General features: G+C 72.5%; 26 protein-coding genes. 14 read left to right on the top strand and 12 right to left on the bottom strand.

Features of this window, described 5'->3' with window-relative positions; translation table 11 throughout:
* Window positions 1-65: 65 nt before the first annotated feature.
* Window positions 66-1,010 carry a DMT family transporter gene (locus tag ACLJOK_RS19405; RefSeq protein ID WP_410820171.1) on the bottom strand — a complete coding sequence of 315 codons (945 nt, stop codon included), beginning with the start codon at window positions 1,008-1,010 and terminating at the stop codon, window positions 66-68.
* Between the two features lie 107 nt (window positions 1,011-1,117).
* Between ACLJOK_RS19405 and ACLJOK_RS19400 the strand changes: the two genes are divergently transcribed.
* Window positions 1,118-1,837 carry an HAD family hydrolase gene (locus ACLJOK_RS19400; protein ID WP_410820170.1) on the top strand — a complete coding sequence of 240 codons (720 nt, stop codon included), beginning with the start codon at window positions 1,118-1,120 and terminating at the stop codon, window positions 1,835-1,837.
* A gap of 8 nt (window positions 1,838-1,845) precedes the next feature.
* Here the strand turns inward: ACLJOK_RS19400 and ACLJOK_RS19395 are convergent, their stop codons facing one another.
* Both ACLJOK_RS19395 and ACLJOK_RS19390 read right to left on the bottom strand, forming a co-directional pair.
* A complete protein-coding gene (locus ACLJOK_RS19395; protein WP_410820169.1) occupies window positions 1,846-2,376 on the bottom strand; it encodes a hypothetical protein in 531 nt (176 codons plus the stop codon).
* A gap of 12 nt (window positions 2,377-2,388) precedes the next feature.
* Window positions 2,389-3,258 (bottom strand): PhzF family phenazine biosynthesis protein, encoded by an 870-nt coding sequence (locus ACLJOK_RS19390; RefSeq protein ID WP_410820168.1) that lies wholly within the window; start codon window positions 3,256-3,258, stop codon window positions 2,389-2,391.
* A gap of 33 nt (window positions 3,259-3,291) precedes the next feature.
* Between ACLJOK_RS19390 and ACLJOK_RS19385 the strand changes: the two genes are divergently transcribed.
* From ACLJOK_RS19385 to ACLJOK_RS19375, 3 genes are all read left to right on the top strand, one after another.
* Window positions 3,292-4,578, top strand: a complete 1,287-nt coding sequence (locus tag ACLJOK_RS19385; protein ID WP_410820167.1) for a magnesium transporter MgtE N-terminal domain-containing protein — start codon at window positions 3,292-3,294, stop codon at window positions 4,576-4,578.
* Complete coding sequence (locus ACLJOK_RS19380) at window positions 4,571-5,224, top strand: DUF1003 domain-containing protein (RefSeq protein ID WP_410820166.1); 654 nt, start codon at window positions 4,571-4,573, stop codon at window positions 5,222-5,224. The genes ACLJOK_RS19385 and ACLJOK_RS19380 overlap by 8 nt, the downstream gene beginning before the upstream one ends.
* A gap of 72 nt (window positions 5,225-5,296) precedes the next feature.
* Window positions 5,297-6,448 carry an Mrp/NBP35 family ATP-binding protein gene (locus ACLJOK_RS19375; protein WP_410820165.1) on the top strand — a complete coding sequence of 384 codons (1,152 nt, stop codon included), beginning with the start codon at window positions 5,297-5,299 and terminating at the stop codon, window positions 6,446-6,448.
* A 267-nt stretch (window positions 6,449-6,715) separates the two neighbouring features.
* Here ACLJOK_RS19375 and ACLJOK_RS19370 read toward each other — a convergent pair whose 3' ends face one another.
* Window positions 6,716-7,138 carry a preprotein translocase subunit TatB gene (locus ACLJOK_RS19370; protein WP_410820164.1) on the bottom strand — a complete coding sequence of 141 codons (423 nt, stop codon included), beginning with the start codon at window positions 7,136-7,138 and terminating at the stop codon, window positions 6,716-6,718.
* A gap of 76 nt (window positions 7,139-7,214) precedes the next feature.
* Window positions 7,215-8,609, bottom strand: coding sequence for a trypsin-like peptidase domain-containing protein (locus ACLJOK_RS19365; RefSeq protein ID WP_410820163.1), 1,395 nt, complete (start codon window positions 8,607-8,609; stop codon window positions 7,215-7,217).
* Between the two features lie 407 nt (window positions 8,610-9,016).
* Between ACLJOK_RS19365 and ACLJOK_RS19360 the strand changes: the two genes are divergently transcribed.
* Entirely contained in the window at window positions 9,017-9,586 is a 570-nt protein-coding gene (locus ACLJOK_RS19360; protein WP_410821535.1) for an O-methyltransferase, read from the top strand.
* A gap of 54 nt (window positions 9,587-9,640) precedes the next feature.
* Here ACLJOK_RS19360 and ACLJOK_RS19355 read toward each other — a convergent pair whose 3' ends face one another.
* Both ACLJOK_RS19355 and ACLJOK_RS19350 read right to left on the bottom strand, forming a co-directional pair.
* Window positions 9,641-11,116, bottom strand: a complete 1,476-nt coding sequence (locus ACLJOK_RS19355) for a leucyl aminopeptidase family protein (RefSeq protein ID WP_410821534.1) — start codon at window positions 11,114-11,116, stop codon at window positions 9,641-9,643.
* Window positions 11,117-11,263: 147 nt separating this feature from the next.
* Window positions 11,264-11,431 (bottom strand): DUF3117 domain-containing protein, encoded by a 168-nt coding sequence (locus tag ACLJOK_RS19350; RefSeq protein ID WP_007455245.1) that lies wholly within the window; start codon window positions 11,429-11,431, stop codon window positions 11,264-11,266.
* Between the two features lie 189 nt (window positions 11,432-11,620).
* On the opposite strand from ACLJOK_RS19350, the gene ACLJOK_RS19345 reads away from it, so the two are divergent.
* From ACLJOK_RS19345 to ACLJOK_RS19330, 4 genes are read left to right on the top strand one after another with little or no spacing between them, the layout of a single operon-like run.
* Window positions 11,621-12,439 (top strand): PaaX family transcriptional regulator C-terminal domain-containing protein, encoded by an 819-nt coding sequence (locus ACLJOK_RS19345; RefSeq protein ID WP_091394799.1) that lies wholly within the window; start codon window positions 11,621-11,623, stop codon window positions 12,437-12,439.
* A gap of 4 nt (window positions 12,440-12,443) precedes the next feature.
* Window positions 12,444-13,235 (top strand): enoyl-CoA hydratase-related protein, encoded by a 792-nt coding sequence (locus ACLJOK_RS19340; protein WP_091394802.1) that lies wholly within the window; start codon window positions 12,444-12,446, stop codon window positions 13,233-13,235.
* A gap of 59 nt (window positions 13,236-13,294) precedes the next feature.
* Window positions 13,295-14,593, top strand: a complete 1,299-nt coding sequence (locus ACLJOK_RS19335; protein WP_410820162.1) for a DUF1800 family protein — start codon at window positions 13,295-13,297, stop codon at window positions 14,591-14,593.
* Window positions 14,594-14,607: 14 nt separating this feature from the next.
* Window positions 14,608-15,849, top strand: coding sequence for a DUF1501 domain-containing protein (locus tag ACLJOK_RS19330; protein WP_410820161.1), 1,242 nt, complete (start codon window positions 14,608-14,610; stop codon window positions 15,847-15,849).
* Here ACLJOK_RS19330 and ACLJOK_RS19325 read toward each other — a convergent pair.
* Complete coding sequence (locus tag ACLJOK_RS19325; protein ID WP_410820160.1) at window positions 15,846-16,469, bottom strand: hypothetical protein; 624 nt, start codon at window positions 16,467-16,469, stop codon at window positions 15,846-15,848. The genes ACLJOK_RS19330 and ACLJOK_RS19325 overlap by 4 nt on opposite strands.
* A 13-nt stretch (window positions 16,470-16,482) precedes the next feature.
* Entirely contained in the window at window positions 16,483-17,064 is a 582-nt protein-coding gene (locus tag ACLJOK_RS19320; protein WP_410820159.1) for a DNA-3-methyladenine glycosylase I, read from the bottom strand.
* 137 nt (window positions 17,065-17,201) lie between these two features.
* Between ACLJOK_RS19320 and ACLJOK_RS19315 the strand changes: the two genes are divergently transcribed.
* Window positions 17,202-18,098 carry a sterol desaturase family protein gene (locus ACLJOK_RS19315; protein WP_410820158.1) on the top strand — a complete coding sequence of 299 codons (897 nt, stop codon included), beginning with the start codon at window positions 17,202-17,204 and terminating at the stop codon, window positions 18,096-18,098.
* On the opposite strand, the gene ACLJOK_RS19310 is transcribed toward ACLJOK_RS19315, so the two are convergent.
* Both ACLJOK_RS19310 and ACLJOK_RS19305 read right to left on the bottom strand, forming a co-directional pair.
* Window positions 18,043-18,540, bottom strand: a complete 498-nt coding sequence (locus ACLJOK_RS19310) for an SRPBCC family protein (RefSeq protein WP_410820157.1) — start codon at window positions 18,538-18,540, stop codon at window positions 18,043-18,045. The genes ACLJOK_RS19315 and ACLJOK_RS19310 overlap by 56 nt on opposite strands.
* Window positions 18,537-19,184, bottom strand: coding sequence for a DivIVA domain-containing protein (locus ACLJOK_RS19305; protein WP_410820156.1), 648 nt, complete (start codon window positions 19,182-19,184; stop codon window positions 18,537-18,539). Before ACLJOK_RS19305 ends, ACLJOK_RS19310 begins: the two co-directional genes overlap by 4 nt.
* Before the next feature lie 156 nt (window positions 19,185-19,340).
* Here ACLJOK_RS19305 and folP point away from each other — a divergent pair, with 156 nt between their 5' ends.
* Window positions 19,341-20,210, top strand: a complete 870-nt coding sequence (gene folP, locus ACLJOK_RS19300) for a dihydropteroate synthase (protein WP_410820155.1) — start codon at window positions 19,341-19,343, stop codon at window positions 20,208-20,210.
* A 67-nt stretch (window positions 20,211-20,277) separates the two neighbouring features.
* Here folP and ndhC read toward each other — a convergent pair whose 3' ends face one another.
* The gene (gene ndhC / locus ACLJOK_RS19295) at window positions 20,278-20,655 is read right to left on the bottom strand and encodes an NADH-quinone oxidoreductase subunit A (RefSeq protein ID WP_088986508.1); all 378 of its coding nucleotides are present in this window, start codon (window positions 20,653-20,655) and stop codon (window positions 20,278-20,280) included.
* A gap of 129 nt (window positions 20,656-20,784) precedes the next feature.
* Between ndhC and ACLJOK_RS19290 the strand changes: the two genes are divergently transcribed.
* From ACLJOK_RS19290 to ACLJOK_RS19280, 3 genes are all read left to right on the top strand, one after another.
* Window positions 20,785-22,251: a hypothetical protein gene (locus tag ACLJOK_RS19290; RefSeq protein WP_410820154.1), complete on the top strand. Its 1,467-nt coding sequence runs from the start codon at window positions 20,785-20,787 to the stop codon at window positions 22,249-22,251.
* 279 nt (window positions 22,252-22,530) lie between these two features.
* Window positions 22,531-24,378 carry a 2-oxoacid:acceptor oxidoreductase subunit alpha gene (locus ACLJOK_RS19285; RefSeq protein WP_410820153.1) on the top strand — a complete coding sequence of 616 codons (1,848 nt, stop codon included), beginning with the start codon at window positions 22,531-22,533 and terminating at the stop codon, window positions 24,376-24,378.
* Window positions 24,371-25,405 (top strand): 2-oxoacid:ferredoxin oxidoreductase subunit beta, encoded by a 1,035-nt coding sequence (locus tag ACLJOK_RS19280; protein WP_410820152.1) that lies wholly within the window; start codon window positions 24,371-24,373, stop codon window positions 25,403-25,405. The genes ACLJOK_RS19285 and ACLJOK_RS19280 overlap by 8 nt, the downstream gene beginning before the upstream one ends.
* Window positions 25,406-25,407 lie beyond the last annotated feature (2 nt).

Below are 25,407 nucleotides of genomic sequence, written 5' to 3'. Positions count from 1 at the left end.
CGGGCTCGCCGCGGAGGGAACCAGTGTCCATGTTCCTCACGTCGTGTCAGCACCGTGCCGGGCGATCAGTCGGCCAGCGGGGTCGGGTCGGCCGGCAGGGCGGTGGGTTCGCTCCGCCGGCCGCCCAGCACCACCACCGCCACGCCGGCCAGCAGCAACGCCATGCCGAGCAGCGCGTACGGGCGGGGCAGCTGACCCAGCCAGGCCCAGCCGAGCAGGGCCGCGCCGGGCGCCTCCAGCAGGATCAGCACGCTCACAGTGGTAGCGGGGATCTTCCGCAGGGCGTAGTTGAACATCGAGTGCCCGAGCAGTTGAGCGCCGGCCACCAGGGCCAGGATGGCCAGCCAGGTACGCCCGTCGAAGCCGGTCAGCCGTACGCCGCCGACCAGGCACAGTGCCAGCAGGATCAGCGCGCAGATCCCGTAGCAGATGGTGGTGTAGGTGGTGGTGCTGATGCTGACCCGGGCCCGTTCCCCGAAGGCGGTGTAGACGGCGGCGAACATGGCGCCGATCAGCGCCAGCACGTCACCGAGGACGGCCCGGCCGGAGACCCCCACGTCCACCCCGGTGGCGACCGCCGCGCCGCCGACCGCCACCGCGATGCCGATCCACACCACCCGGGGCAGCGGACGCCCCTGGGCCCGGGCGATCAGCCCCTGCCAGACCGGCTGGGTGGCGACCAGGGCGGTGGACGTGGCGACCGAGGTGAGCTGGGCGCTCGGCACCCAGGTTGCGAAGTGCCCGGCCAGTGCGACCCCGGACAGAACGCAGAACAGGCCCTCCCGCCGGCCGGCGACCACTGTCAGTCTGCGGAACTCGGCGCGGCGTCGGGCCAGCGCGAAGGGGCTCAGCACCGCCACCGCGAGCAGGTTGCGCCAGAACGCGATCGCCAGCGCGGGGGCGGCGGCGTACGCGATCAGCGGCGCGGACGACGACACGGCGACCACTGCCAGCCCGACCGCGCCGGTGGTCAGCGGGTCCAGGGACGGCCGGGGTGAAGGTGGGGGCACGGGACGTAATCCTCACACGTATGACGGTCAGCACGGAGGGTCATCACTCCGTTACGATCACGCGGGTTCGCGCCGACGACCCTCGACCGCCCGGAGGCGCTCCCCTCATGCCCAGCTACCAGGCGGTGCTGTTCGACTTCTTCGGCACCCTGACCCGTTCGGTACAACGCGGTGTCGCGCACGTCGGCACCGCCGAACTGCTCGGGTGTCCCACCGAGATCTTGACCGAGGTGCTGAACCGCACCTACTACGAGCGGGCCAGCGGCCGGCTCGGCGACGCGGAGGCGACCCTGCGCTGGGTGTGCGCACAGGCCGGCGTACACCCCAGCGACCAGGCGGTACGGGCGGCGGTGGCGTCCCGGCACCGGGCGGTCCGCGCCGACACCTGGCTACGGGCCGACGCGGTGCCGGTGCTGGCGGCCCTGCGCCAGCGCGGCCTGCGCACCGGCGTGATCAGCGACTGTACGCACGAACTGCCGGCCTTCCTTCCGCAGCTCGCGGTCGCTCCCCTGCTCGACGTACGGGTCTTCTCGGTGCAGGTCGGGCGGTGCAAACCGGATCCGACGCTCTACCTGACTGCCTGCCACCGGCTCGGGCTCGCGCCGGGCGACTGCCTCTACGTCGGTGACGGCGGCAGCCAGGAGTTGACCGGCGCCGAGCGGGCCGGGATGACCGCCGTCCGGCTCGCCGCACCGGATCTGGCCACGCACATGGTCTTCAACGCCGACCAGGACTGGCGCGGCCCCACGCTCGGCACCCTGGACGAGGTGCTCGCCCTCGTCGACGCCGACGCCGCGGTGGCAGGCGTCGGCGGGCGAGCCGGCTGATCAACCGATCAGCGTCGGCGGACCCGGTGCAGCCGGAACGGCTTGCGGGTGGCCCGGACCGCGGGAGTCGCCCGGGGTGGCTCGGCCTGCGCGTCGGCCGGCAACTCGGCCCCGGCCAGCGGCGCGCCGGCCGGGGCGAGCCGGTTCACCGCGCATCCGTCGGCGGCCCAACGGGCCACCAGGTCGGCGGTCGGACCCGGCGCGTTGAGGCGCTTCGCCGCCACCAGCGGCGCGGTGACGTCCCACGCCTCGGTGCCCGGCTGCAACCGGCTCACCCGGGCCGGCCAGGTGACGATCCGACCGCCGTGGTCGCCGCGCAGGGTGACCTGGGCCTCGGTCGCGTCGGCCAGACCCGGTGCGGCCTGCTCGCCCGGCCCGCTGACCACCAGCAGCGCGCCCTCCAGGGGGGCGCACCAGAGCGCGAGCGCCGGCCCGCCGGCAACGCTGACCCAGGCCACGGCGGCCTTCTTCATCGCCTCGTCGACCAGTGGGGTGCCCTCGGGGGCGTCCTCGTCCGTCACACCCGCATCCTCCCGCATCCGCGCCTCCGCTCAGCCCACGAACGGCGGCACGGCGATCTCGCCGCGGGCCACCGGCACCACCTGGCCGGCGACCGTCGCGCCGACCGCCACCCCGTTCGCCGCGGTGACCGTGCAGGCCAACGCGGACGGACGGTTCATCTCCACGCCCTGACGGACCGCGTACTCCGACCGCCCCTCGCCGGGCAGCAGACCGCTCGCCACCAGCCAGACACCGAGGCCGAGCGCCGCCGAACCGGTCGCCGGGTCCTCCGGAACGCCGATCCCCGGCACGAAGACCCGGGCGTGCGCGGTTTGCGCGGCCTCGTCCCAGGAGAAGACGCTGACGTGCGACACCCCGTACCGCTGCGCCGCCGCCGGGTCCACCCGGGCGCGGGCCACCGACTCCGGCCGCACCGGCAGGTACGGGAACTCCAGCCCGCAGCCGGCGACCCGTGGGGCGGGCCCGATGTGGTCGTCGGCGACCAACCCGGCGATCTCCAGCAACGGCTCCGGGTCCAGTTCCGGCCCGAGGGTCGGGGCGCCGCCGGTCAGCGTCGCCCCGGACGCGGTCACCTCGATCGGCAGCACACCGGCCCGGCACTCCTGGGTGACCTGCCCCACACCGAACATCCCCCGCCGGCAGGCGGTGACCGCCGCGCCGACGCTGGGGTGCCCGGCGAACGGCAACTCCTCCACCGGAGTGAAGATCCTGGCCCGGTAGGTGACGCCGGCCTGGGTCGGAGGCAGCACGAACACCGTCTCGGACAGGTTGAACTCCAACGCGAGCGCCTGCATCTGCTCGGTGGCCAGCGCCTCCGCGCCGAACACCACTGCCAGCGGGTTGCCGGCGAAGGGGCGGTCGGTGAAGACGTCCACGATCTCGTAGGCCAAGGTCGACATGTTGATAAACACTAGGCGCTTAGGCTGGTGCCCGTGAGTACGCCGACCCGGGTCTACATCGCCCGTCTCGCCGGAGTCGCCGTCTTCGATCCGAACGGCGATCAGGTGGGGCGGGTTCGTGACGCCGTGGCACGGCTGCGGGCGACGAAGCGTCCACCGGAGGTGGTGGGCCTCGTCGCCGAGATGCCGATGCGTCGTCGGATCTTCCTGTCCATCAACCGGATCACCTCCATCGACGCGGACGCCGTCGTGCTCGGCTCCGGCACCCTCAACCTGCGCCGGTTCGAGAAACGCCAGAACGAGCTGCTGGTGCTCCAGGAGCTGCTCGACCGGCGGGTGCAACTCGACCCGGGCGGTCAGCCCGGCGCGGTCGTTGACGTCGCGATGGAGTGCACCCGGGGTGGCGAGTGGTCGCTGACCCGTGTCGCCGTACGCGAGCAGACCGGTCGGCTCAGCCGCCGCGGCCACCTGCACCAGGTCGAGTGGGACCGGGTGCGCGGGCTCAGCGGCATCGCCGACAACCGGGGTACGGCGAACCTGCTCGCCGTTCTGGAGGACATGCGCCCCGCCGACCTGGCCAACGCGTTGCAGGATCTGCCCGACGCGCGACGCAACGAGGTAGCGGCCGCGCTGGACGACGAGCGACTGGCCGACGTGCTCAGCGAGCTGCCGGAGCACGACCAGGTGGAGATCCTCGCCGCCCTCGACCGGGAGCGGGCGGCCGACGTCCTGGAGGAGATGGACCCGGACGACGCGGCGGACCTGCTCAACGAACTGCCCCCACCCGAGCAGGACGTGCTGCTGGACCTGATGGAGCCGGACGAGGCCGACCCGGTACGCCAACTGCTGAAGTACACCCCCGGCACGGCGGGCAGTGTGATGACCTCGGAGCCGGTCATCCTGCCGCCGGACGCCACAGTCGCCGAGGCGCTGGCCCGGATCCGGGAGCCGCAGCTCTCGCCCGCCGTCGCCGCGCAGGTCTTCGTGACCCGGGCGCCGCAGAACACGCCGACCGGCCGCTACCTGGGCATGGTGCACTTCCAGGCGCTGCTGCGCGAACCCCCTGCCGACCTGCTGGGCAAGGTGGTGGTCAACGACATCGACCCGCTGCGCCCCACCACGCCGCTGCCGGAGATCACCCGCCGGATGGCCACCTACGACCTGGTCGCCATGCCGGTGATCGACCGCAACAACCGGCTGGTCGGCGCCGTCACTGTCGACGACGTGCTGGACCATTCGCTGCCCCGGGACTGGCGCGACCGCGACGCCCTGGCCGCCCCGGGCACCACCGACCCTGCGCTGGACGGCGCAGATGGCTGACCAGCGTCGGACGGAGCGTCTCGACCAGCCACGCGAGCCCCGGGGCGTCAAGCTGCCCCGGTTCGACGCGGAGGCGTTCGGTCGGTGGTCCGAGGGCATCGCCCGGGGCATGGGCACCGCGAACTTCATCGTCGTCATGACGGTGGTGATCGCGATCTGGTTCGTCTGGAACACCCTGGCCCCGGCGGACCTGCGCTTCGACCCGTACACCTTCACGTTCCTGACCCTGGTGCTCTCGTTGCAGGCCAGCTACGCGGCCCCGCTGATCCTGCTGGCCCAGAACCGGCAGGCCGACCGGGACCGGGTTGCCCTGGAGGAGGACCGGCGGCGGGCCACCGCGCAGAAGGCGGACACCGAGTACCTGGCCCGGGAGATCGCCGCCCTGCGGATCGCTCTGGGTGAGGTCGCCACCCGCGACTTCCTCCGCTCCGAGCTGGCCCGGCTGGCCGAAGAACTGGACGAGGTGGGGCAACGCCGGCAGCGACTGGAGCGCCGCCAGCAGGAGAAGGACAGCCGGCAGGAGCGGCGCGGCCAGCGGCCGACCGACGGCGTCGGCCTGGAAGAACCCCGCGACGACCTGGATGGCGACTTCACCCGGGACGCCCGGCCGGACGGCACCGGCCCGCGCGGTCAGAGAGCTGACTGACGGCTCATCGATTGGCTCACACCGCCCCGGGCAGCGGCGGCAACGGATGCCCCGCGACGTAGCATTGCGGGCATGTCAGCACCCGTGAGCACCGTCGAGGACGCGATCCAGGCCGCCCTGGCCACCGTCAACGACCCGGAGATCCGCCGGCCCATCACCGAGCTGGGCATGGTCCGCTCCGCCACGATCGGTGCCAGTGGTGTCGTCCGCGTCGAGCTGCTGCTCACCGTCGCCGGCTGCCCGCTGAAGGACAAGCTGCGTAACGACATCACCGCCGCCGTCGCCGCGGTGCCCGGCGTCACCGGCGTGGAGATCGACTTCGGGGTGATGACCCCCGAGCAGCGGCAGTCGTTGCAGTCGCAGCTGCGCGGTGGCGGCGGCGCCACCGAGGAGCCCGTCATCCCGTTCGCGCAGCCCGGCTCACGCACCCGCGTGTACGCGGTGGCCAGCGGCAAGGGTGGCGTCGGCAAGTCCAGCGTCACTGTCAACCTGGCGGCGGCGCTCGCCGCCCGTGGGCTCTCCGTCGGGGTCGTCGACGCCGACATCTACGGCCACTCGGTGCCCCGAATGCTCGGCACCGAGGCCCGGCCCACCCGGGTCGAAGACATGATCATGCCGCCGCAGTCGCACGGCGTGAAGGTGATCTCCATCGGCATGTTCACCTCCGGCAACGCCGCAGTCGTGTGGCGTGGCCCGATGCTGCACCGGGCATTGCAGCAGTTCCTGGCCGACGTCTACTGGGGCGACCTGGACGTGCTCCTGCTCGACCTGCCGCCGGGCACTGGTGACGTGGCCATCTCGCTGGCCCAGTTGCTGCCCAACTCAGAGATCCTGATCGTCACCACCCCGCAGACCGCCGCCGCCGAGGTCGCGGAGCGGGCCGGGTCGATCGCCCTGCAGACCCACCAGCGGGTGGTCGGCGTCATCGAGAACATGTCCTGGCTGGAGCTGCCGGACGGCTCCCGGATGGAGATCTTCGGCGCCGGCGGTGGTGAGGCGGTTGCCGAGTCGCTGAGCCGGACCATCGGTGCGCAGGTGCCGCTGCTCGGTCAGATCCCACTGGACACCCGGGTCCGCGAGGCCGGCGACGCCGGCAACCCGATCGTGCTGGCCGAGCCAAACTCCCCGGCCGCGCAGGCGCTCGGCACGATCGCCGACCGGCTCGCCCTGCGCCGCGACTCACTGCTCGGCAAGCCGCTCGGTCTCAAGCCCGCTGGCCGCTGACCACCGCGAACCACCGTCAGCCCGTCGGCCACTGTTGGCCGGCGGGCTGAGTCACGTCGGTGGCTGGTCCAGCCAGGCCGCCGCGACGTGGCCGGCATGGTCAACTCGGGTTTCAGGAAGTCGGCCGCTCGAACGGCGTGGGACACCGCGACCTCCGGGAACCGGAGTCGATCAAGCCGGCGCCGGGCCCAGGCGGGCGATCCGGCCGAGTCCGGGCAGGGCGGGACTGGCCGCTCGCGGGCACCAGCCGGTCGGGGTGCGGGTCGGTCAGGTGGCGTCGTCGTAGCTGGCGCGGGGGGCCGGCGCCAAGGGGCTGCTGGTGGCCGTGCCGGACCGGGCCTCCTTCGACCGCAGGTCGGCGGCGTTGGCCACGTCCTTCAGGTCGTTGTGCACACCGCTGACGTCCGCGCGCAGGTTGTCGTAGACACCCTGCAACGGCTTGCGGATCGCCGCCTCGTCCTCCTCGCTGAGGAGGTGCTTGCGGATGAACGCCTTCGGGTGCAGGTCTTCCAGCTGGATGTCGGTGCCCAGCTCGCGGCTCAGGTCGCCGGTGGCGTTGCGGGCCATGTTGCGCAGGTTGCGCACCAACCGCAGGCCGTCGGTGATCACGGCGGGGAGCCGGTCGCCGAAGATCAGCAGCGCCAAAAGCAGCAGCGCACCGATCTCCCACCAGTTCAGGTTGTCGAGCATCCCGCGGGCCTCCTCTCGGCGTCAGCAGCAAGACTACGCACGCCGAACGGCTTTCGGGCAAGGGGTGCGCCGCTGTTCACTTCGCGTCCGCGGCGAGAGTTACCGAGGTGTTCTGCCGGGTGGAGCCCCGCCGATACTCGACTGTCACGACCGAGCCCGGCGCGTACTTGCGGACCAACGCGGTCAGATCCGTCGGCTCGGTCATCGGCCGACCATTGATCTTGAGGATCACGTCGCCGACCTTCAGCCCGGCGCCGTCCGCGGGGCCGGACGGCTCCACCTCGGCCAACCGCAGGCCACCCCCGACGACCCCGGTCGGGCCGTCCGCCCGGGCGCCGATCACCGTACGCCGGGCCTTGCCGGTGCCGATGATGTCCTGGGTCACCCGCTTGGCCTGGTTGATCGGGATGGCGAAGGCGAGCCCGATGTTGCCCGCCTCGTGCCCCTCGGCTACGAGTGACTTGATTGTGGAGTTCACTCCGACCACCCGACCGGCGCCGTCGACCAGTGGGCCGCCCGAGTTGCCGTGGTTGACCGCGGCGTCGGTCTGGATGGCGGCGTAGTAACGCACCGGGCCGCCCGGCTCACCGGCCTGCATCGTCCGGTCCAGCGCACTCACGATGCCGGCGGTGACCGTGTTGGCCAGCGACAACGGCGAGCCGATGGCGAGCACCGGGTCGCCGACCGCCAGCGCGTCGGAGTCGCCGAACTCCACAGGTCGCAACCCGGGACGACTCACCTTGATCACCGCGATGTCCGACTCCGCGTCCTGACCCACGATGGTCGCCGGCGCGGTGCTGCCGTCGTTGAAGACCACCGAGGCCTTGCCGGTGCCGCCGGCCACCACATGGTCATTGGTGATCACATGGCCGTCGGCGGTGGCGATGAACCCGGAGCCCTCACTGGTCCCACCGAGGCTGCTCACCCGGACGGTGACCACGCTGGGCAGGACCCGTTCGGCGACGCCCGCCAGCGACTCCGGTTTGCGCTGCGCCAGCGCCGGCACCTCCGCGGGCGCACCACCGAGGACCGCCGCACCAGCGCCACCGCGGACCGCGAACGCGTAGCCCAGCGCACCGCCGAGGGTGCCGGCCAGCAGCGCGGTGATCACGGGAATGAGCAACAGGTGGCGCAGTGTCGGACGGCCCGGCGCATCGGGGTCGGTGACCGGCTCGGGCTCGGTGCCGGGTGCCACCACCCCGGGCACCACCACCGCGGTCGGGGCCGCCGGGTCGCGCCAGGGGTCGGCGAGCGCGTCCGACCACCAGGCCGACGCGTCGGCCGAGGTGGGCCCGCCCGCAGCCGGCACCGGCCAACTCGGTGCCGGCCCGCCAGAAGACGCCGGCCAACTCGGTGCCGGCCCGCCAGAAGACGCCGGCCAACTCGGTGTCTGTCCGCCGGGAGGCGCCGGCCAGCCCGGTGTCGGTCCGCTGCCTGGCGAGGCGAGGGGTGCGGGGTCAGACCCCGGCATGGTCGGCGGCCCCACCGACGGGGCTCCTGCCCCGGGCGGTCGCGCCGGAGCCGGAGTCTCACCGCCCCGGCGCCAGTCCCAGCCGTCGGTCACGTCGGTGCCTCCCAGTCCGTCCCCGGATCCCGCGCCGCGTCGCCCGGCCACGGGCCGGTCTGGTCGCGGCTGACGGGATACCGCCTCCAGGATTGCACGGATGGACGCGGTGCAGTCAGCGGTTGCCCCGGTGATCGCTTCCGGCGGAGGCGCGGCTGCGCCCCACGACGGTCGCCTCTACGCTCACAGTGCCAACCCGCCCCCGCACCACGCACCGCCCCCGGAGGTGCCCCATCGCCACGGTCGCCGGTTCCGGCAGTTCGACGACACAGGCCCAGCATTTCGCCGAGTCGTACGTCACCGAGGATCTCGTTCTGCGTACCGCCCGCAGCCTGGCCCGGGAGGTGGGCCTCGACGCGGTCACCCCCGGCGCGGGGGCGGCGCTGCGGCTGCTGGCCGCCGCCGGCAGTGCCCGTGCGGTGGTGGAGATCGGCACAGGCACCGGGGTCAGCGGCGTCTGGTTGCTGCGCGGCATGCGCGCCGACGGCGTACTCACCACCATCGACGTGGAGGTGGAGCACCAGCGGATCGCCCGGCGGATCTTCGCCGAGGCGGGTTTCGCGGCCGGGCGCACCCGGATCATCACCGGTCGGGCGCTCGACGTGCTGCCCCGGCTCGCCGACGGTGCGTACGACCTGGTCTTCGTGGACGCGGAGGCGACCGGCTTCCATGCCTGTGTGGAGGCGGCACTGCGGCTGTTGCGCCCGGGGGGCGTGCTGGCGCTCAACGGCGTGCTGGCCAATGACCGGATCGGTGACCCGTCCGCCCGGGACGCGGAGACGGTGACGGTTCGCGAGACGATCAAGGCGGTCCGGGAGTCGGAGCACTGGATTCCCGCGCTGCTTCCGGTCGGGCACGGGCTGCTCGCCGCGGTGAAGTGCTGATCCGAGCCCGGAACGGGTCAGAGCCCCGGTCGCCCCGAGGCTCTGAAACGCGCCCTAGTTGACGTCGGCGAGCCAGCGCAGCAACGAGCGGACGCCCCAGCCGGTGGCGCCGCGGCTGACCTCGGCCTGGTCGCCGTCGGCCCAGGACGGGGCGGACATGTCCAGGTGCAGCCAGCGGTCCCGTAGGTCGCCGGTGAACTCGCGCAGGTAGAGCGCTGCCAGCACCGAGCCGGCACCCTGCGTCGGTGCGCTGTAGAGGTCGGCGATCTCGCTGCCGAGGTACTCGACGTAGTCGGTGTGCAGCGGCATCCGCCACGCCGACTCGCCGGCCGCCTCGGCCGCTGCCAGCACGCCGGCGGCCAGTTCGTCGTTCTCGCTGTACAGGGCGGCGGTGCGCTTGCCCAGCGCCACCGAGTTCGCGCCGGTGAGCGTGGCCAGGTCGAGCAGCAGGTCCGGCTCGAGCTGCTGCACCGCGTACGCCAGCGCGTCGGCGAGGACCAGCCGACCCTCGGCGTCGGAGTTGGTCGTCTCGCTGGTCGTACCGCCGTAGTGCCGGATGACGTCGCCGGGGCGGAACGCCGAGCCGCTGACCATGTTCTCGGCCAGCGGGGCCAACGTGGTGATCCGGACCGGCAGCCGCAGCGCGGCGGCGCCCAGGGTGGCGGCGACGACAGCGGCCGCGCCGGCCATGTCCTTGCGCATCAGCTTCATCGACGCCACCGGCTTGATCGAGATGCCGCCGGTGTCGAAGGTGATGCCCTTGCCGATCAGCACCACGTGGGTGCGCGCGTTGGCGGGGTGCCAGTCCAGTTCGACGAGCCGGGGTCCGCTGGCGGAGCCACCGCCCACGGCGAGGATCCCGCCGAAGCCCTCGGTGGCGAGTTCGGCCGGGCCACGGACCCGCAGCCGCAGGTCCGGAAGGTCGGCTGCGGCGGAGGCCACCTGGTCGGCGAACCACTGCGGGGTCTTCACCGAGGAGGGGGTGTTGGTCAGGTCCCGGGCGAGGTGGGTCATCGCGGCCGTGGTGCGGGCCGTGGCGACGATGTCCTCGTACCCGGTCGGGTCGTGGAGCAGCAGGTCGACGTCGGTGAGCGACGGTCGGTCGCCGGCCTCGGTGAGTCGGAACCGGTACGGGGCGAGCAGCAGCCCCTCGGTCAGTCCGCGAACCGCGGCCGAGGTGACCTCGGCCGGCAGCGCGATGGTGATATGCGTCTCAGCCGAAGCTGAGCGGGCCAGGGCCGCGCCTGCCGTCCGCCAGGCCGCCTCGCCGCCGTCACCGATGCCGAGCAGCAGCAGCCTGCCGGGGGTACGCCCGGGGCGCAACTGGGTGTGGATCTCGCCGGCTCGGCCCGTCAGTCGGGCGGCTGACGCCAGCGCTGCCGCCTCGTCGGCCGTGCCGTCCGGGCTCGCCACGGCGGTCGACACGGGCTCGGCCGAGGTGTCACCTTCCGCCGTCGAATCGGCGGGGCGGACGGGCAGGACGAGGACGTCGAGCCGGTCGGGCTCGGCGATCAGACGGATGGCGAGCACGCGGAACCGCACCTCCAGGAAAGTGTCGCGGGCCGGCGGCGAAGCCACCTGCCCACAGCGTTGAAGACCCTGAGCCACCGGTGGTTCCGGTGGCTCAGGGCCTGAAGAACGTTCCGGGCGGCGCGAGCCGCCCGGAGCACTCCTTACTCAGCCGGCCGCTGCCTTCAGTGCGTCACCGAGCGCGTTGGCCTCGTCGGGAGTCATCTCGACGACGAGCCGGCCACCGCCCTCCAGCGGGACCCGCATGACGATGCCCCGCCCCTCCTTGGTGACTTCCAGCGGACCGTCGCCCGTCCGCGGCTTCATCGCCGCCATGTTGTCTCCCCTCAGACCTACACCAGGGTCGGTGGGTTGCCCCACAGCCACTTCGTCACGACCACCCGCAACGGTCACGGGGGTGTCAACAACGATTTTCCCTGATGAACACCGCCGGACCCAAACCGGAGCAGCATTGATGTAACAGCATCTAGCTTATCTTGAGAAGGCCTGTCACAATGTGCGGTCATGCAGGCACGGTCGGCACTCTTCGACCTGTACGGCGACCACCTCCGTCCGAGGGGTGGCCGGGCACCGGTTGCTGCCCTGGTCAAGCTACTGGCGCCGCTGGGAATCGCACCGCCGGCAGTTCGCACCGCCGTCTCCCGGATGGTGCGTCAGGGCTGGCTCGAACCCCTCCGGTTGGTCTCCGGACCGGGATATTCGATCACACCGAAAGCTGCCCGCCGACTCGACGAGGCAGCGGCCCGGATCTACCGGACCGGCCGGGTCACCTGGGACGGCCGGTTCGATTTGCTGGTGTTGGAGGCTCCGGGCTCCCGGCGGGACCGCCAGCGGCTCGCCGCCAACCTGAGCTTCCTCGGCTACGGGACGCTCGACGAGCAGACCTGGGTCGCCACCCGCCCCGCCGAGGACGTCGACCTGCTCCTCGCCGAGACCGGCATCCGGTTCGAGCGGTTCACCGCCTCGCACTTCTCCGGCACCCCCGGCGCGATGGGCGTGGTCCGACGCGCCTGGAACCTGGCCGAGATCGGCCGCGCCTACGAGCGGTTCGTCGCGGACCAACGTCCGCTGCTCGCCGCGGTCACAGTGCGCAGCAGCGACGAGGAGGCGTACGCGACGCGGTTCCGCCTCGTGCACGCGTGGCGTACGTTCCTCTTCCAAGATCCGCAGCTGCCCCCGGCGCTGCTGCCCGAGCGGTGGCCTGGCACCGCCGCGGCCAGTTTCTTCGACCGGCACGCAGCCCGCCTGCGTCCGGCCGCCGACCGGTACGTCGAACAGTGCCTCGACGCCGGCAACCGCATCGTCCGACAGAAGGGTCGTTAGACACGTGACCGAGCCGCTGCTGGTCGACCGGACCGATGCCGTCGTCACCCTCACACTGAACCGGCCGAACGCGATGAACGCGCTCGACGTGGCGCTCAAGGAGGCGCTGCGGGACGCCCTCGCGGAGCTGGAGACCGACAGGTCCTGCCGCGCGGTCGTCCTGGCCGGGGCCGGCGGCTCGTTCAGCGCCGGTCAGGACCTGCGCGAGCACGTGGCCACCCTGGAAAACTCCGCCAGTGACCCGCTGGGCACCGTGCGGGCGCACTACAACCCGATCGCCGCCCGGCTCGCCAACCTGCCCAAGCCGGTGATCGCCGCGGTCCGTGGAATGGCCGCCGGGGCGGGCGCGTCGCTGGCGTTCCTGGCCGACATCCGCATCGGCGGCCCGACCACCAGTTTCCTGATGGCCTTCGCCAAGGTCGGTCTCGCCGCCGACACCGGCGCTTCCTGGACGCTGCCCCGACTGGTCGGCCACGCCAAGGCGGTGGAGCTGCTGCTGCTGGCCGAGCCGGTCCGCGCCGAGGAGGCATGCCGGTTGGGCCTGCTCAACCGGTTGACGGACGACGACGAGCAGGTGTTGCCCGTCGCCCAGGAGTTGGCCGCCCGCCTCGCCGCCGGCCCGACCGTCGCGTACGGGGCGATCAAGCGACAGCTCTCCATCGCCGACGCCGGCACCCTCGCCGACGCCCTCGCCGCCGAGGCGCAGGCCCAGTCGATCTGCGGTGCCACCGCCGACCACCGGGCGGCCACCCTCGCCTTCGTCGGCAAGCAGAAACCGGTCTTCGAGGGACGCTGAACGCGATCCGGACGCCGCCCTTACCGTCCTCGAACACGGGCCGCCTAGCGTCGGCCGGTATGAGCGATCGTGAAGCGGTGGCACACCTGCTGCGCCGGGCCACCTTTGGGCCGACCGCCGACGAGGTGGACGCGGCCGAGCGGGCCGGGCCGGCGGCGACACTGGACCGGCTGCTCAAGCCGCCCGCCACGGACCGGGGTGCGGCGGCAACGCCCGTCCCGACGCTGCCCCCCGACCCGTACGCCGGGCTGACCAAGGACTCCACCCGCGAGCAGCGGCAGCAGGCCAATGCGGAGCGCCGCAAGCAACTCCAGCAGGTCACCGAGTGGTGGCTGGACCGGATGGTGGCCGCCGAGGACGGGCTGACCGAGAAGTTGCTCTTCTTCTGGCACGGGCACTGGGCCACCAGCGCGCAGAAGGTCAAGTCGGCGCGGCTGATGGTGGGCCAGCTGGAGACGCTGCGCCGGCACGGTCGTGGGCCGCTGGGCCCGCTGGTCGCCGCGATGGTGCGCGACCCCGCCCTGATCGTCTGGCTGGACGGGCAGAAGAACACCCGCAAGGCGCCGAACGAGAATCTGGCCCGCGAGCTGATGGAGTTGTTCACCCTCGGCATCGGCGCCTACAGCGAGGCCGACGTGAAGGCCGGCGCGCGGGCCCTGACCGGCTGGGTGGTCGACCGGCGTACCGGCGCGGTCCGCTTCGAGACCAAGCGGCACGACCCTGGCGAGAAGAGCATCCTCGGGCAGAGCGGCCGGTTCGACGCCGAGGCGTACGCCGGTCTGCTCGCGGCCCAACCGGCGGCGGCGACCTTCGTGGCCGGCCGGCTCTGGTTCCGCTACGCCGGCACCGAGACCCCGGCGCCGGATGGCCTGGCCGGTGCCGACACCACGGCGACAGTGCGCGCGCTCTTCTCCGCACCGGCCTTCGCGCAGACCCGGGGCACGCTGGTGAAGCAGCCGGTGGAGTGGCTCGTCGGTGCGCTGCGGCAGCTCGGCATCCGACCGTCCGCGCTGCCCGAGCAGCAACGCAAACAACTGCTCGCCGGTCTGAACGCGCTCGACCAGGTGCCGTTGCGCCCACCGAGCGTGGGCGGTTGGCCGGCCGGGGCCGCCTGGCTGACCACCTCGTCGTTGCAGGCCCGGCTGCGGACGGCCGGGGTGCTCGCCGCCGCCACGGCACCGGCGGTGCTGGCCCGGCTGACCGCCGCGCCCACCGCCGGCCGGCCGGACGCGCTGGCCCGACTGCTGGTGGTCGACGGCTGGGGCGCACGCACCCGGGCGGCTCTCACCCCGCTGGCCGGTGAGCCCCGCAAGCTGCTGGCCGCCGGCCTGGTCAGCCCCGAATACACAGTCAGCTGAGCGGAGGAGTCGACATGGACACAGTGACCCGACGCAGGTTCCTGCTCACCAGTGGGGTGGTCGGCGCGGGCGCGCTGGCCGCCGGGGCCGGCGCGTACAGCCTGCGGGACCTGCTGGACACCAGCGGGGACCGCGACCCGCAGTCCCACACGCTGGTGCTGGTGACCCTCTACGGCGGCAATGACGGGCTCAACACGGTCATCCCGTACGGCGACCCGGCCTACCGGGCGGCGCGCCCGGAGCTGGCGTACCCGGACGGGGAGGTGCGGCGGTTGGACGACGACTTCGGCCTCAACCCAGCGCTGGCCGGCCTGCACCAGCGCTGGTCCAGCGGTGGGCTGGCGATCGTGCGCGGAGTCGGCTACCCGAAGCCGGACCGTAGCCACTTCCGGTCGATGGACATCTGGCACACCGCGCAACCGGACCGGCCCGGCACCACCGGCTGGCTCGGGCGGTGGCTGGACCGCGCCGGTGGCGACCCCCGGCTGGCCGTCTCCTTCGAGCCGGCCCTGCCGCCGCTGCTGGCCGGGGCGCAGAGCGCCGGTGCGGCCGTGCCGGTGACCGACCGGAAGGCCGCCAAGGGGTTGCCCGCGGCGACGCTCACCGCGTTCGCCGCCGCCGAGGCGGGCGAGTCGGCGGCCCGGGGTCGCGCCGCCGCCTGCTTCGCCGACCTACGGTCGGTGGACGAGATGATCCGCCAGGTACGCGACTCCGCCGACCCGGACACGGCGGACCCGGACGGCGAGCAGGCCCCTGCGACGGCCACCGGCGGGGCCCGCACCCCGCTGGACGCGCAGCTCGACCTTGTCGCGCAGTGCGTCGAGGCGGGAGTGTCCACCCGGGTCTTCTCGGTGTCGCTGGGCGGCTTCGACACGCACGCCGATGAGAAGCAGTTGCAGGCAGTGCTCCTGGGTCAGCTGGACCGGGCGTTGACCGGGTTCGCCGACCGGATGAGTCGCACCGAGGCGGGCCGGAAGGTGGTGGTGGCGGTCTACTCCGAGTTCGGCCGCCGGGTACGGGCCAACGCCTCGGACGGCACCGACCACGGCACCGCCTCGGACGTGCTGCTGCTCGGCGCGGGCGTGCGGGGCGGCTGGCACGGGGCACCACCGAGCCTCACCGACCTCGACGACGGCGACCTGAAATACACCACCGACTTCCGGGACGTCTACGCCACGCTGCTGGAGCGGGTGCTGGACACCGACCCGGGCCCGGTCCTCGCCGACTGGCGGGGACGAGTGGACAAGCTCTTCTAGTCGTCCTCTTCCGGGTCCTGGTTGGCCTGCTCGCCCAGCACGAACGCCTGCATGGCCAGCTCGTCGCCGGCCGGCGAGACGAAGGCGGGCAGCTCACGCGGGCCCAGCTCCTGCACATAGGACCAGAACAGCCGAACCGCCTCGGCCGGCGTGGCGGCCTCGATCGGCAGGTCGAGGCTGACCAGCCAGGTGCGCCGCGCCGGGGGCGGGCCGAGCTGGTCGGCCAGCGCCCGGAAGGCCGCCGGCTCCACCGCGGTGACCGGCCCGTCGAGCGTCAGCAGGTCGGCCGGCACCGGCTCGTCGAAGGCCCGTCGGGTGTACGCGACGACGAGCGTGCCCGGCTCGACCGGGGACTGCGGGTCGTCCGGGTCTTCGCGGTGGCGTCGACCCGGCGCGGTGACCCGGCCGAGGGCCACCAGCCGTGGCGGCGCGTCGACCAGCACGGCCACCTGGTCCCCCGGCCCTGGCCGCGAAACGTCGGTCAGCCCGGTCAGCTCCAGCGTGTCGTGGTGCACGAGCCGCTCGGCCTCGTACCGTTCGGCGGGCAGCAGCACCGCCCAGGTGCCCACCCCGTCGGCGTTGCCGGCCGCACCGGCCCGGTGCGCGGTCTCGGTCGTCATGCCTGCCATCTCATCACGCCGTCGGTGGGAGGGTGACGTGACAGCCGACGATGTGATCGTCGACCATCCCGGTGGCTTGCATCAGCGCGTACGCGGTGGTCGGGCCGACGAACCGGAAGCCGCGCTTCTTGAGAGCCTTGGCCATCGCCGTCGACTCCGGTGTGATCGGCGCCAGCTCGGCGAACGAGGCGGGGCGAGCTGGCCGGGGCTCCGGCGCGAAGGACCAGAGCAGCGTGGACAGGCCCTCCGGCAGCTCCAGTGCGGCGCGGGCGTTGGCGATCGCCGCCTCGATCTTGGCCCGGTTGCGGACGATGCCGGCGTCGGCGAGCAGCCGGGTCACGTCGGCGTCGTCGTAGCTGGCGACGGTCGGGATGTGGAACTCGTCGAAGGCCAGCCGGAACGCCGGACGCTTGCGCAGGATTGTCAGCCAGGACAACCCCGACTGGAACGCCTCCAGCGTCATCCGCTCGTAGAGCGCGTCGTCGCCGCGCAGCGGCCGCCCCCACTCGGTGTCGTGGTAGATGGCGTAGTCGGGGGTGCTCGACCCCCAGGCGCAGCGAGCCAGCCCATCGGCGCCGATCACCAGGTCAGTCACCTCGTACACGCTAGGGCATCCGTCCGACAGCCCATTGCCACCGGCCGCCCGGCTGCCTATGGTGCTTGTTACCGACCGGTAGGTCAGGGTCCCCCGACGGTGCGCCCCGACCGGTGACGGCGAGCGGAGGCCGCGCGGTGAAGGAATTCCCTGACGTCATCGCCTGGTCGATCCCGGCCTTCGTGCTGCTCATCGTGCTGGAGCGGGTCTCCTACCTGCTGCACCGCGACGACGACGAGGTCGGCTACGGCGGTGCCGACACCGCGACCAGCATGACGATGGGGCTGGGGAGCATCGTCGCCGACCTGCTCTGGAAGGTGCCGATCGCCGCCGCGTACGCGCTGCTCTACGCGCTCACCCCGCTGCGGGTCGCCGAGCTGTGGTGGACCTGGCCGCTGATCCTGCTCGCGCAGGACTTCTGCTACTACTGGTCGCACCGCGGCCACCACGTGATCCGCATCCTCTGGGCCTCGCACGTGGTACACCACTCGTCGCAGCGGTTCAACCTCTCCACAGCGCTGCGCCAGCCGTGGACCGGCCTGACCAGTTGGGTGTTCTACATCCCGCTGATACTGGCCGGCGTCCACCCGGCCGTTGTCGCGTTCTGCGGCTCGGTCAACCTGCTCTACCAGTTCTGGATCCACACCGAGCGGATCGACAAGATGCCGCGCTGGTACGAGGCGGTGTTCAACACCCCGTCGCACCACCGGGTGCACCACGCGTCGCAGGGCAGCTACCTGGACCGCAACTTCGGCGGCATCCTGATCGTCTGGGACCGGCTCTTCAGGTCGTTCGCGCCGGAACGGGAGCGTTGCGTGTACGGCCTGACCAAGAACGTCGGCAGCTACAACCCGGTCCGGGTGGCCTTCCACGAGTACGCCTCGATCGCCCGGGACCTACGCGCCGCAGTGACCTGGCGGCACCGGGTCGGGCATCTCTTCCGCGCGCCCGGCTGGCAGCCGGCACCGGGCTCCCCGGTCAGGGCAGTCGGCCCTGCTCGACCAGACGGGCAAACCTCTTCAGCGCCTGGGTGAGGCCGAGCTTGGAGCCGGGCCAGAGCACAGGCCACGCCAGTCGACCGGCCCGACCGCCCGGCAGGTGGAACCACTCGTGCCAGACGACCTGGGTGCGGTCCCGGCCCAGCTGGGTGCAGCGCAGCACCCCCGGGCCGCGCAGCAGTTGGCCGTGGTGCACGACGCCGATCTCGTACGGCTCGTCGACCCGGACCACCAGCATCTCGTCGCGCAGCGTCGCACGGCCGAGCGCGGTCACCGCCTCGATCCGGCTGCCCTCGCGCCCGTCGCCCTCGACCACCCGCACGCGGGTGAACGGGATCCAGTCGGACTGACGTTCCCAGGCGAGCAGCGCGGCGAACACCCGCTCCGCCGGGGCGTCGACGATCACCGTGGCGGTCACCTCACCGGCACCGGGTCGGGCCGCCTCCCGAAGATCGTCGGCGCCCCCCGGCTCGGTCACGCCGACTCCGACCGAACCACCGCGTCGCGCTGCTCGGTGCCGTCGGCGGAGGCGCCACCGGTCTGCTCACGATCGGCCGACTCGTCGTCGACGGGCGCGGCGGCAGGCGCCACCCCATCGGAATCGGCCGGGGACGAGGTAGCGGTGGGAACCGGGCCGGGGGTCGTCGAGCCGACCGGGGCCGAGCCCGCCTCGCCGGTCAGCGGCGCGTCTGTGCCCGGCTCCACTGCCTTGCCCGGCTCGACCGCCTCGGCCGGCTCCGCCGCCTCGGTGGTGGTCACCTTGCTGGCGGACTGCTCGCGGGCCTGCCGCAGCACGTCCGCATCGTCGGTGCGCCCCTCACGCAAGGCGATGACCTCCGACTCCAGTACGCCGATCAGCTCGGACTTGTAACCAATGTCGTAGGCGGCACGGCGCAACGCCTGATCGACCTGGTCCATCCGGTACCCGCGCAACCCGGTGTCGAAACGGACCGTCCCCACGTCGGATTCGCGCAACGGGCGGGTGCCCGGCAACGCCACGGCCCGCGAATCCGGCGCGGCCGGCACCAGGCCGGGATCACGGCCGCTGACCAGCACCGTCACGCCGAATATCACCGCCGCGACGGTCAACGCCACGACCAGGAGGAGCAGAAGCTGACCCATGTACTGATCGTGGCATGACGGCCGGCCGGGAGCGACCCCGCCACCCGCCTCGATCACGATCGGTGCCGACGCCCGCCCGGAATGGTGGACGAGCGACCGACTAGCGTCGGGACCGGCCGACGCGGCGGCGACGGCGCGAACTTCCAGGAGGCGGGCATGGCCGGGGCGCTTCGGCTGGGTGGGCACACGTTCGCCCCCGGCGAGCTGGTGGTGATGGCGATCATCAACCGCACGCCGGACTCGTTCTTCGACCGGGGGGCCACCTACGCCGCCGACAGCGCCCTGCGCGCTGTGGAACGGGCGGTGGACGAGGGCGCTGCCATCATCGACATCGGCGGGGTCAAGGCCGGGCCCGGCGCGGAGGTGGACGTCGCCGAGGAGATCCGGCGCACGGTGGACACCATCGCCGCCGTCCGAGCCGCGTTTCCGGAGGTGGTGATCTCCATCGACACCTGGCGTGCCGAGGTGGCGACGGAGGCCGTGGCGGCCGGCGCCGACCTCCTCAACGACACCTGGTCGGGCGCCGACCCGGCGTTGGTCCGGGTGGCCGCGCGGACCGGCGCCGGCCTGGTCTGTTCGCACGCCGGCGGGCTGACGCCGCGGACCAGGCCGCACCGGGCCGCCTTCACCGACGTGGTCGCCGACGTGGTCGCGACGGTGACCGGGCTCGCCGAGCGCGCGGTGGCGGCAGGGGTACGCCCCGACGGCATCCTCATCGACCCGGCGCACGACTTCGGCAAGAACACCCGGCACTCGCTGGAGATCACCCGCCGACTGGACGAGCTGACCGGAACCGGCTGGCCGGTGCTGGTGGCACTTTCCAACAAGGACTTCATCGGTGAGACGTTGGGCCTGCCGGTGTCCGAACGGCTGGAGGGGACGCTCGCCGCGACGGCCGTCTCGGCCTGGTTGGGCGCCCGGGTCTTCCGGGCCCACCAGGTCGGCCCGACCCGCCGGGTGCTGGACATGGTGGCCTCGATCCGAGGCGACCACCCGCCGACGGCGACCCGTCGGGGACTCGCCTGACCGGTCGTCGCCGTAACCGACAGCGAACGGCCGGACGGACCGACACGATCGCCGGAGGCCGTGGCGCTCAGGTCCAGCGGAGGATGTTCCTACGCCAGGCGTAGAGGATGCCGAGCGCGAGCACCGCCACGAACACCGCCATCTCCACCACCGTCACCAGACCGAAGCCTGGCCGGTCGAAGACCACCGCCCAGGGGAAGAGGAACACCGCCTCGACCGCGAACAGCACGTACAGGTAGGCGTACACGTAGTAGCGGATCTGCATCTGTGCCCAGTCGGCACCGACCGGGTCGAGCCCACACTCGTAGCTGGCCCGCTTGCCCGGCGGGTCGGCCGGACGCGCCGGGCGTAACACCCGGTTGGCCGAGAACGCCGTAACGAAGAAGAGAACGCTGGCGAGCAGCAGGAGCCCGAGCGTCGCGTACGAGCCCAGGTATCCGGTCACAGTCGGCAGCCTACCGTCCGCCCGGACGGGTCGTCCCAAACACGTTACGGATTTGTTTCCGGATGGGACTAGTGCACAGGGGCAACTGTTACCGAATATTGGACACCCACCCATGTCACCGGAGGACAGATGGCCCGCGTGAAGGCATCGCCCGGTAACCGGGCGGAGGGGCGGCGTTCCACGCCCCTGCTGGCGACCGCGCTCGCGCTCGGCCTACTCACGGCGCTCGCCGTGGGGCCGGCCTGGGCCAGCGCGGCCACGCCGGACGCGGACCCGGTCGCGACCTCGGCCGAGCCGATCAACGAGCCGGGCCCGACCACACCGGCGGAGGAGCCCACCCCGACCGAGGACCCGGGCGGTGAACCGGAGCCGACCGACCCCGCACCAGAGACCAGCGCGCCACCACCGGAGACGACGCCACCGGCGCCGGTGACCACCGCCCCGGAGGTCCCGCCGGTGCCGACCACCAGCGCGCCCGCGCCGGGCGGCACCACCCGACCGCCCAGCCCGGCTCCCCCGGTGCCACCGACGGTGCCCCCGGCCCCGCCGACACCCCCGGCGCCGACGGTCCGCCCGCCCGCGCCGGGTTCGGCGCCGCCGCCGCAGAGCCCGCTGGGCGTGCAGGTCACCACCGGCGACGTCACCCTCACCGAGGCGTACTGGAACACGCCGAGCACGGCCGTCACCCTCCAGGTCACCGTGCACAACACCGGTACCACCACGGAACAGATCCGACTCTCGTACACGCTGCCCGCCGGGCTGACCGACGCCGGCACGAAGGGCTGCGCCGCCGCCGGTGGTGGGACGTACCGCTGTGGGGCCTGGACGGCCGGAGCGGGCGTTCGGTTCAGCACCGTGCTGCGGCTGCGGGTCGCTGGCACGGCGTGGAAGCAGATGCCGCTCAGCGGCTCCGTCCAGGTCATCGCGGACGCGCCGGGAGCGACCGGAGAGGCGACCGACGACCAGGGCTTCGCTGTGCTCTTCCCGCCCGGCCCGCCGGTGCCCGGGATCGCGCTCGCCGCCGACGAGGTGGCCTTCGACATCAGCGGCGGCCCCAGCACCCTCACGCTGCGGCTGGGCAACACCGGCGCGGTGGACGCCGCCGGCCGGGTCGAGGTCGTCCTGCCGGCCGGGGTGACAGTGCCGACCCCACCGCTGGGCTGCGTGGCGGTCGACCCGACCCGTACCCGCTGCGACGCCGGCCTGGTGCTGGCCGGCACGACAGCCGAGGTGCAGCTGCCGGTGGAGGCGACGCCGCAGGCGCAGCGGGAAGCGCCGCTGTCCGGGGCCGTGATCGGTCAACTCGATCCACGCAGCGGCCCGACCCGTCGGGTGCAGATGAGCTTCCGGATCACCGCGGCGGCCGCCCTGGCCACGCCGGTGGTCTCTCCGCCCGCGCCGACCGGCTCGCAGGGCGTACTGCCCGCCGGTGCCACGACCGGCGACGACGGGTTGACCTCGGCGCAGCGCACCGCGGTCATCCTGATCGCGGTCTCCACGCTGCTGGTGGTGTTGGCTCTCACGCTGGCCACGACCTCGCTGCGCCGCCGGTTCGGCGGTCCGCCGCCCGAGGCCGCGCCCAACCCGGCCGACTGATCGACGGACGACCCCGGCGGCGGGTGGCCGGGGTCGTCGGCGCAACCGGTGGTGATCTGAATTACGGCGGGCGGGGTGTAACACCGCAAATGTGGGCGTTTCGCGCCCACATCGGGTCCCAGTCGGCGGACCTCCCGGGATGGTTAGGGCTCCCTTAGACGTAGGCTCTCAGGTGAGGAACGACAGCGGCCGGACCAGCCTGGGGCGGTGCGGTGAAGCGTTGCGTCAAGGAGGTTCCGTGGCCGGGCAAGCCCCGCAGTCGCGAACGAAGGTGGCACAGTGACCAAGCAGATCCGTCAACTCGACCGGGTGGTCATCCGGTTCGCCGGTGACTCCGGCGACGGCATGCAGCTGACCGGCGACCGGTTCACCTCGGAGACGGCGCAGCTCGGCAACGATATCTCCACGCTGCCAAACTTTCCCGCCGAGATCCGGGCTCCCGCCGGCACCCTGCCCGGCGTGTCGAGCTTCCAGGTGCACTTCGCCGACTACGACATCCTCACGCCGGGCGACGCGCCCAACGTGCTGGTGGCGATGAACCCGGCGGCGCTGAAGGCCAACCTGGCCGACCTGCCGCGCGGTGCGGACATCATCGTCAACACCGACGAGTTCACCAAGCGCAACCTCGCCAAGGTCGGCTACCAGGCCAGCCCACTGGACGACGACTCGCTGGCCGGTTACGTCGTGCACCCGGTGGCGCTGACCTCGATGACGGTCGGCGCGCTCGCCGCCCACCAGGTGTCCAAGAAGGACGCCGAGCGGTCGAAGAACATGTTCGCCCTCGGCCTGCTCTCCTGGATGTACTCCCGGCCCTACGAGTCGACGCTGCGCTTCCTGGAGCGCAAGTTCGCGGCCCGTCCGGAGCTGGTCGCCGCTAACGTCGCCGCCTTCAGGGCCGGTTGGAACTTCGGCGAGACCACCGAGGACTTCGCGGTCCGCTACGAGGTCAAGCCGGCCAAGATGAAGCCGGGCACGTACCGCAACATCACCGGCAACGCGGCGCTCTCGCTGGGGTTGGTCGCCGCCGGGGTCCGCTCCGGGCTGCCGGTGTTCCTCGGCGCGTACCCGATCACGCCCGCGTCGGACATCCTGCACGAGCTGAGCAAGCACAAGCGCTTCGGCGTCATCACCGTGCAGGCCGAGGACGAGATCGCCGCCGTCGGCGCCGCGCTCGGCGCCTCCTACGGCGGGTCGCTCGGCGTGACCACCACCAGCGGCCCCGGCGTGGCACTCAAGAGCGAGACCATCTCGCTCGCTGTGGCGCTGGAGCTGCCACTGGTGATCGTGGACGTGCAGCGCGCCGGCCCGTCGACCGGCATGCCGACCAAGACCGAGCAGGCCGACCTCAACATGGCGCTCTACGGTCGGCACGGTGAGGCGCCGGTCGCGGTGATCGCGCCCCGGTCACCGTCGGACTGCTTCTTCGCGGCGCTGGAGGCGGCCCGGATCGCGCTGACCTACCGCACCCCGGTGATCCTGCTGTCCGACAACTACGTCGCCAACGGCTCCGAGCCGTGGCTGCTGCCGGACGTGGAGTCGCTGCCCGACCTGCGGGTCGAGTTCGCCACCAAGCCCAACGGCGAGGACGGCACCACCTTCCTGCCCTACCTGCGTGACCCGGAGACCCTGGCCCGGCCGTGGGCGATCCCGGGCACCGCGGGCCTGGAGCACCGGATCGGCGGTCTGGAGAAGGCCGACAAGACCGGGGACATCTCCTACGACCCGGCCAACCACGACTTCATGGTGCGCACCCGGGCCGCCCGGATCGAGACCATCGGAGTGCCGGACATCGAGGTGGAGGACCCGGACGGCGACGCCCGGGTGCTGGTCCTCGGCTGGGGCTCGACGTACGGGCCGATCGGCGCGGCGTGCCGCGGGGTCCGCCAGCGCGGCCTCTCCATCGCCCAGGCGCACCTGCGGCACCTGGCGCCGATGCCGGCCAACCTCGGTGAGGTGCTCCGCTCGTACGACAAGGTGGTCATCCCGGAGATGAACCTGGGCCAGTTGGCCCACGTCATCCGGGCCCGCTACCTGGTCGACGCGATCAGCTACAACCAGGTCCGCGGCCTTCCGTTCACGGCCGCCGAGCTGGAGACGACGCTGGAAGAGGTGCTGAAGAATGTCTGAGCCCGTCGCCGTCAAGCTCACCGCGAAGGACTTCAAGTCCGACCAGGAGGTGCGCTGGTGCCCCGGCTGCGGTGACTACGCGATCCTGGCAGCCATCCAGCAGTTCATGCCGGAGCTGAACATCCCCCGGGAGCGCACCGTCTTCGTCTCCGGGATCGGCTGCTCGTCCCGCTTCCCGTACTACATGAACACGTACGGAATGCACTCGATCCACGGTCGGGCCCCGGCGATCGCGACCGGCCTGTCGGTGTCCCGGCCGGACCTGTCGGTCTGGGTCGTCACCGGCGACGGCGACGCGCTCTCCATCGGTGGCAACCACCTGATCCACGCGCTGCGGCGCAACGTCAACCTCAAGATCCTGCTGTTCAACAACCGGATCTACGGTCTGACCAAGGGTCAGTATTCTCCGACGTCCGAGGTCGGCAAGATCACCAAGTCGACACCGGCCGGCTCGGCGGACGCCCCGTTCAACCCGCTCTCGCTCGCTCTCGGCGCGGAGGCCAGCTTCGTCGGCCGCACCATCGACTCCGACCGCAAGCACCTCCAGTCGGTGCTGCGGGCCGCCGCGGAGCACGAGGGCTCGGCCTTCGTGGAGATCTACCAGAACTGCAACATCTTCAACGATGGGGCGTTCGAGCAGCTCAAGGACCCGTCCACCCGGGACGACTACCTGATCCGCCTGGAGCACGGGCAGCCGATCACCTTCGGCGCCGACGGGCGGTTCTGCGTGGTGCACCCGCCGGGCGGCTTTGGCCTGGAGGTCCGGGACACCAGCTCGGTCCGCCCGGAGGAGATCGTCGTGCACGACGCGACGGTGGCCGACCCGGCGTACGCCTTCGCGCTGTCCCGGCTGCCCGGCCTGGACCTGCGCAACACTCCGATCGGGGTGTTCCGATCGGTGGACCGACCGTCCTACGACAGCGTGGTGCAGGCTCAGCTCGCGGCCGCCAAGGCGACTGTCACCGAGACCCCCGAGCAGCAGCTCGCCGGCCTGCTGGGCAGCGGCGACACCTGGACGATCGTCTGACG

Source organism: Micromonospora sp. 050-3, assembly GCF_046549335.1.
Classification (GTDB): Bacteria; Actinomycetota; Actinomycetes; order Mycobacteriales; family Micromonosporaceae; genus Micromonospora; species Micromonospora trifolii.
Note: the sequence above shows the minus strand (reverse complement) of the source record. Positions and strands in the feature narration are given on the sequence as shown.

Bases quoted from the DNA above. Each gene is read 5' to 3' on its own strand.
- ACLJOK_RS19400 (WP_410820170.1), top strand. From the start codon at position 1,118: ATGCCCAGCTACCAGGCGGTGCTGTTCGACTTCTTCGGCACCCTGACC.
- ACLJOK_RS19395 (WP_410820169.1), bottom strand. From the start codon at position 2,376: ATGCGGGAGGATGCGGGTGTGACGGACGAGGACGCCCCCGAGGGCACC.
- ACLJOK_RS19390 (WP_410820168.1), bottom strand. From the start codon at position 3,258: ATGTCGACCTTGGCCTACGAGATCGTGGACGTCTTCACCGACCGCCCC.
- ACLJOK_RS19380 (WP_410820166.1), top strand. From the start codon at position 4,571: ATGGCTGACCAGCGTCGGACGGAGCGTCTCGACCAGCCACGCGAGCCC.
- ACLJOK_RS19375 (WP_410820165.1), top strand. From the start codon at position 5,297: ATGTCAGCACCCGTGAGCACCGTCGAGGACGCGATCCAGGCCGCCCTG.
- ACLJOK_RS19370 (WP_410820164.1), bottom strand. From the start codon at position 7,138: ATGCTCGACAACCTGAACTGGTGGGAGATCGGTGCGCTGCTGCTTTTG.
- ACLJOK_RS19365 (WP_410820163.1), bottom strand. From the start codon at position 8,609: ATGCCGGGGTCTGACCCCGCACCCCTCGCCTCGCCAGGCAGCGGACCG.
- ACLJOK_RS19350 (WP_007455245.1), bottom strand. From the start codon at position 11,431: ATGGCGGCGATGAAGCCGCGGACGGGCGACGGTCCGCTGGAAGTCACC.
- ACLJOK_RS19345 (WP_091394799.1), top strand. From the start codon at position 11,621: ATGCAGGCACGGTCGGCACTCTTCGACCTGTACGGCGACCACCTCCGT.
- ACLJOK_RS19335 (WP_410820162.1), top strand. From the start codon at position 13,295: ATGAGCGATCGTGAAGCGGTGGCACACCTGCTGCGCCGGGCCACCTTT.
- ACLJOK_RS19330 (WP_410820161.1), top strand. From the start codon at position 14,608: ATGGACACAGTGACCCGACGCAGGTTCCTGCTCACCAGTGGGGTGGTC.
- ACLJOK_RS19325 (WP_410820160.1), bottom strand. From the start codon at position 16,469: ATGACGACCGAGACCGCGCACCGGGCCGGTGCGGCCGGCAACGCCGAC.
- ACLJOK_RS19305 (WP_410820156.1), bottom strand. From the start codon at position 19,184: ATGGGTCAGCTTCTGCTCCTCCTGGTCGTGGCGTTGACCGTCGCGGCG.
- folP (WP_410820155.1), top strand. From the start codon at position 19,341: ATGGCCGGGGCGCTTCGGCTGGGTGGGCACACGTTCGCCCCCGGCGAG.
- ACLJOK_RS19290 (WP_410820154.1), top strand. From the start codon at position 20,785: ATGGCCCGCGTGAAGGCATCGCCCGGTAACCGGGCGGAGGGGCGGCGT.
- ACLJOK_RS19280 (WP_410820152.1), top strand. From the start codon at position 24,371: ATGTCTGAGCCCGTCGCCGTCAAGCTCACCGCGAAGGACTTCAAGTCC.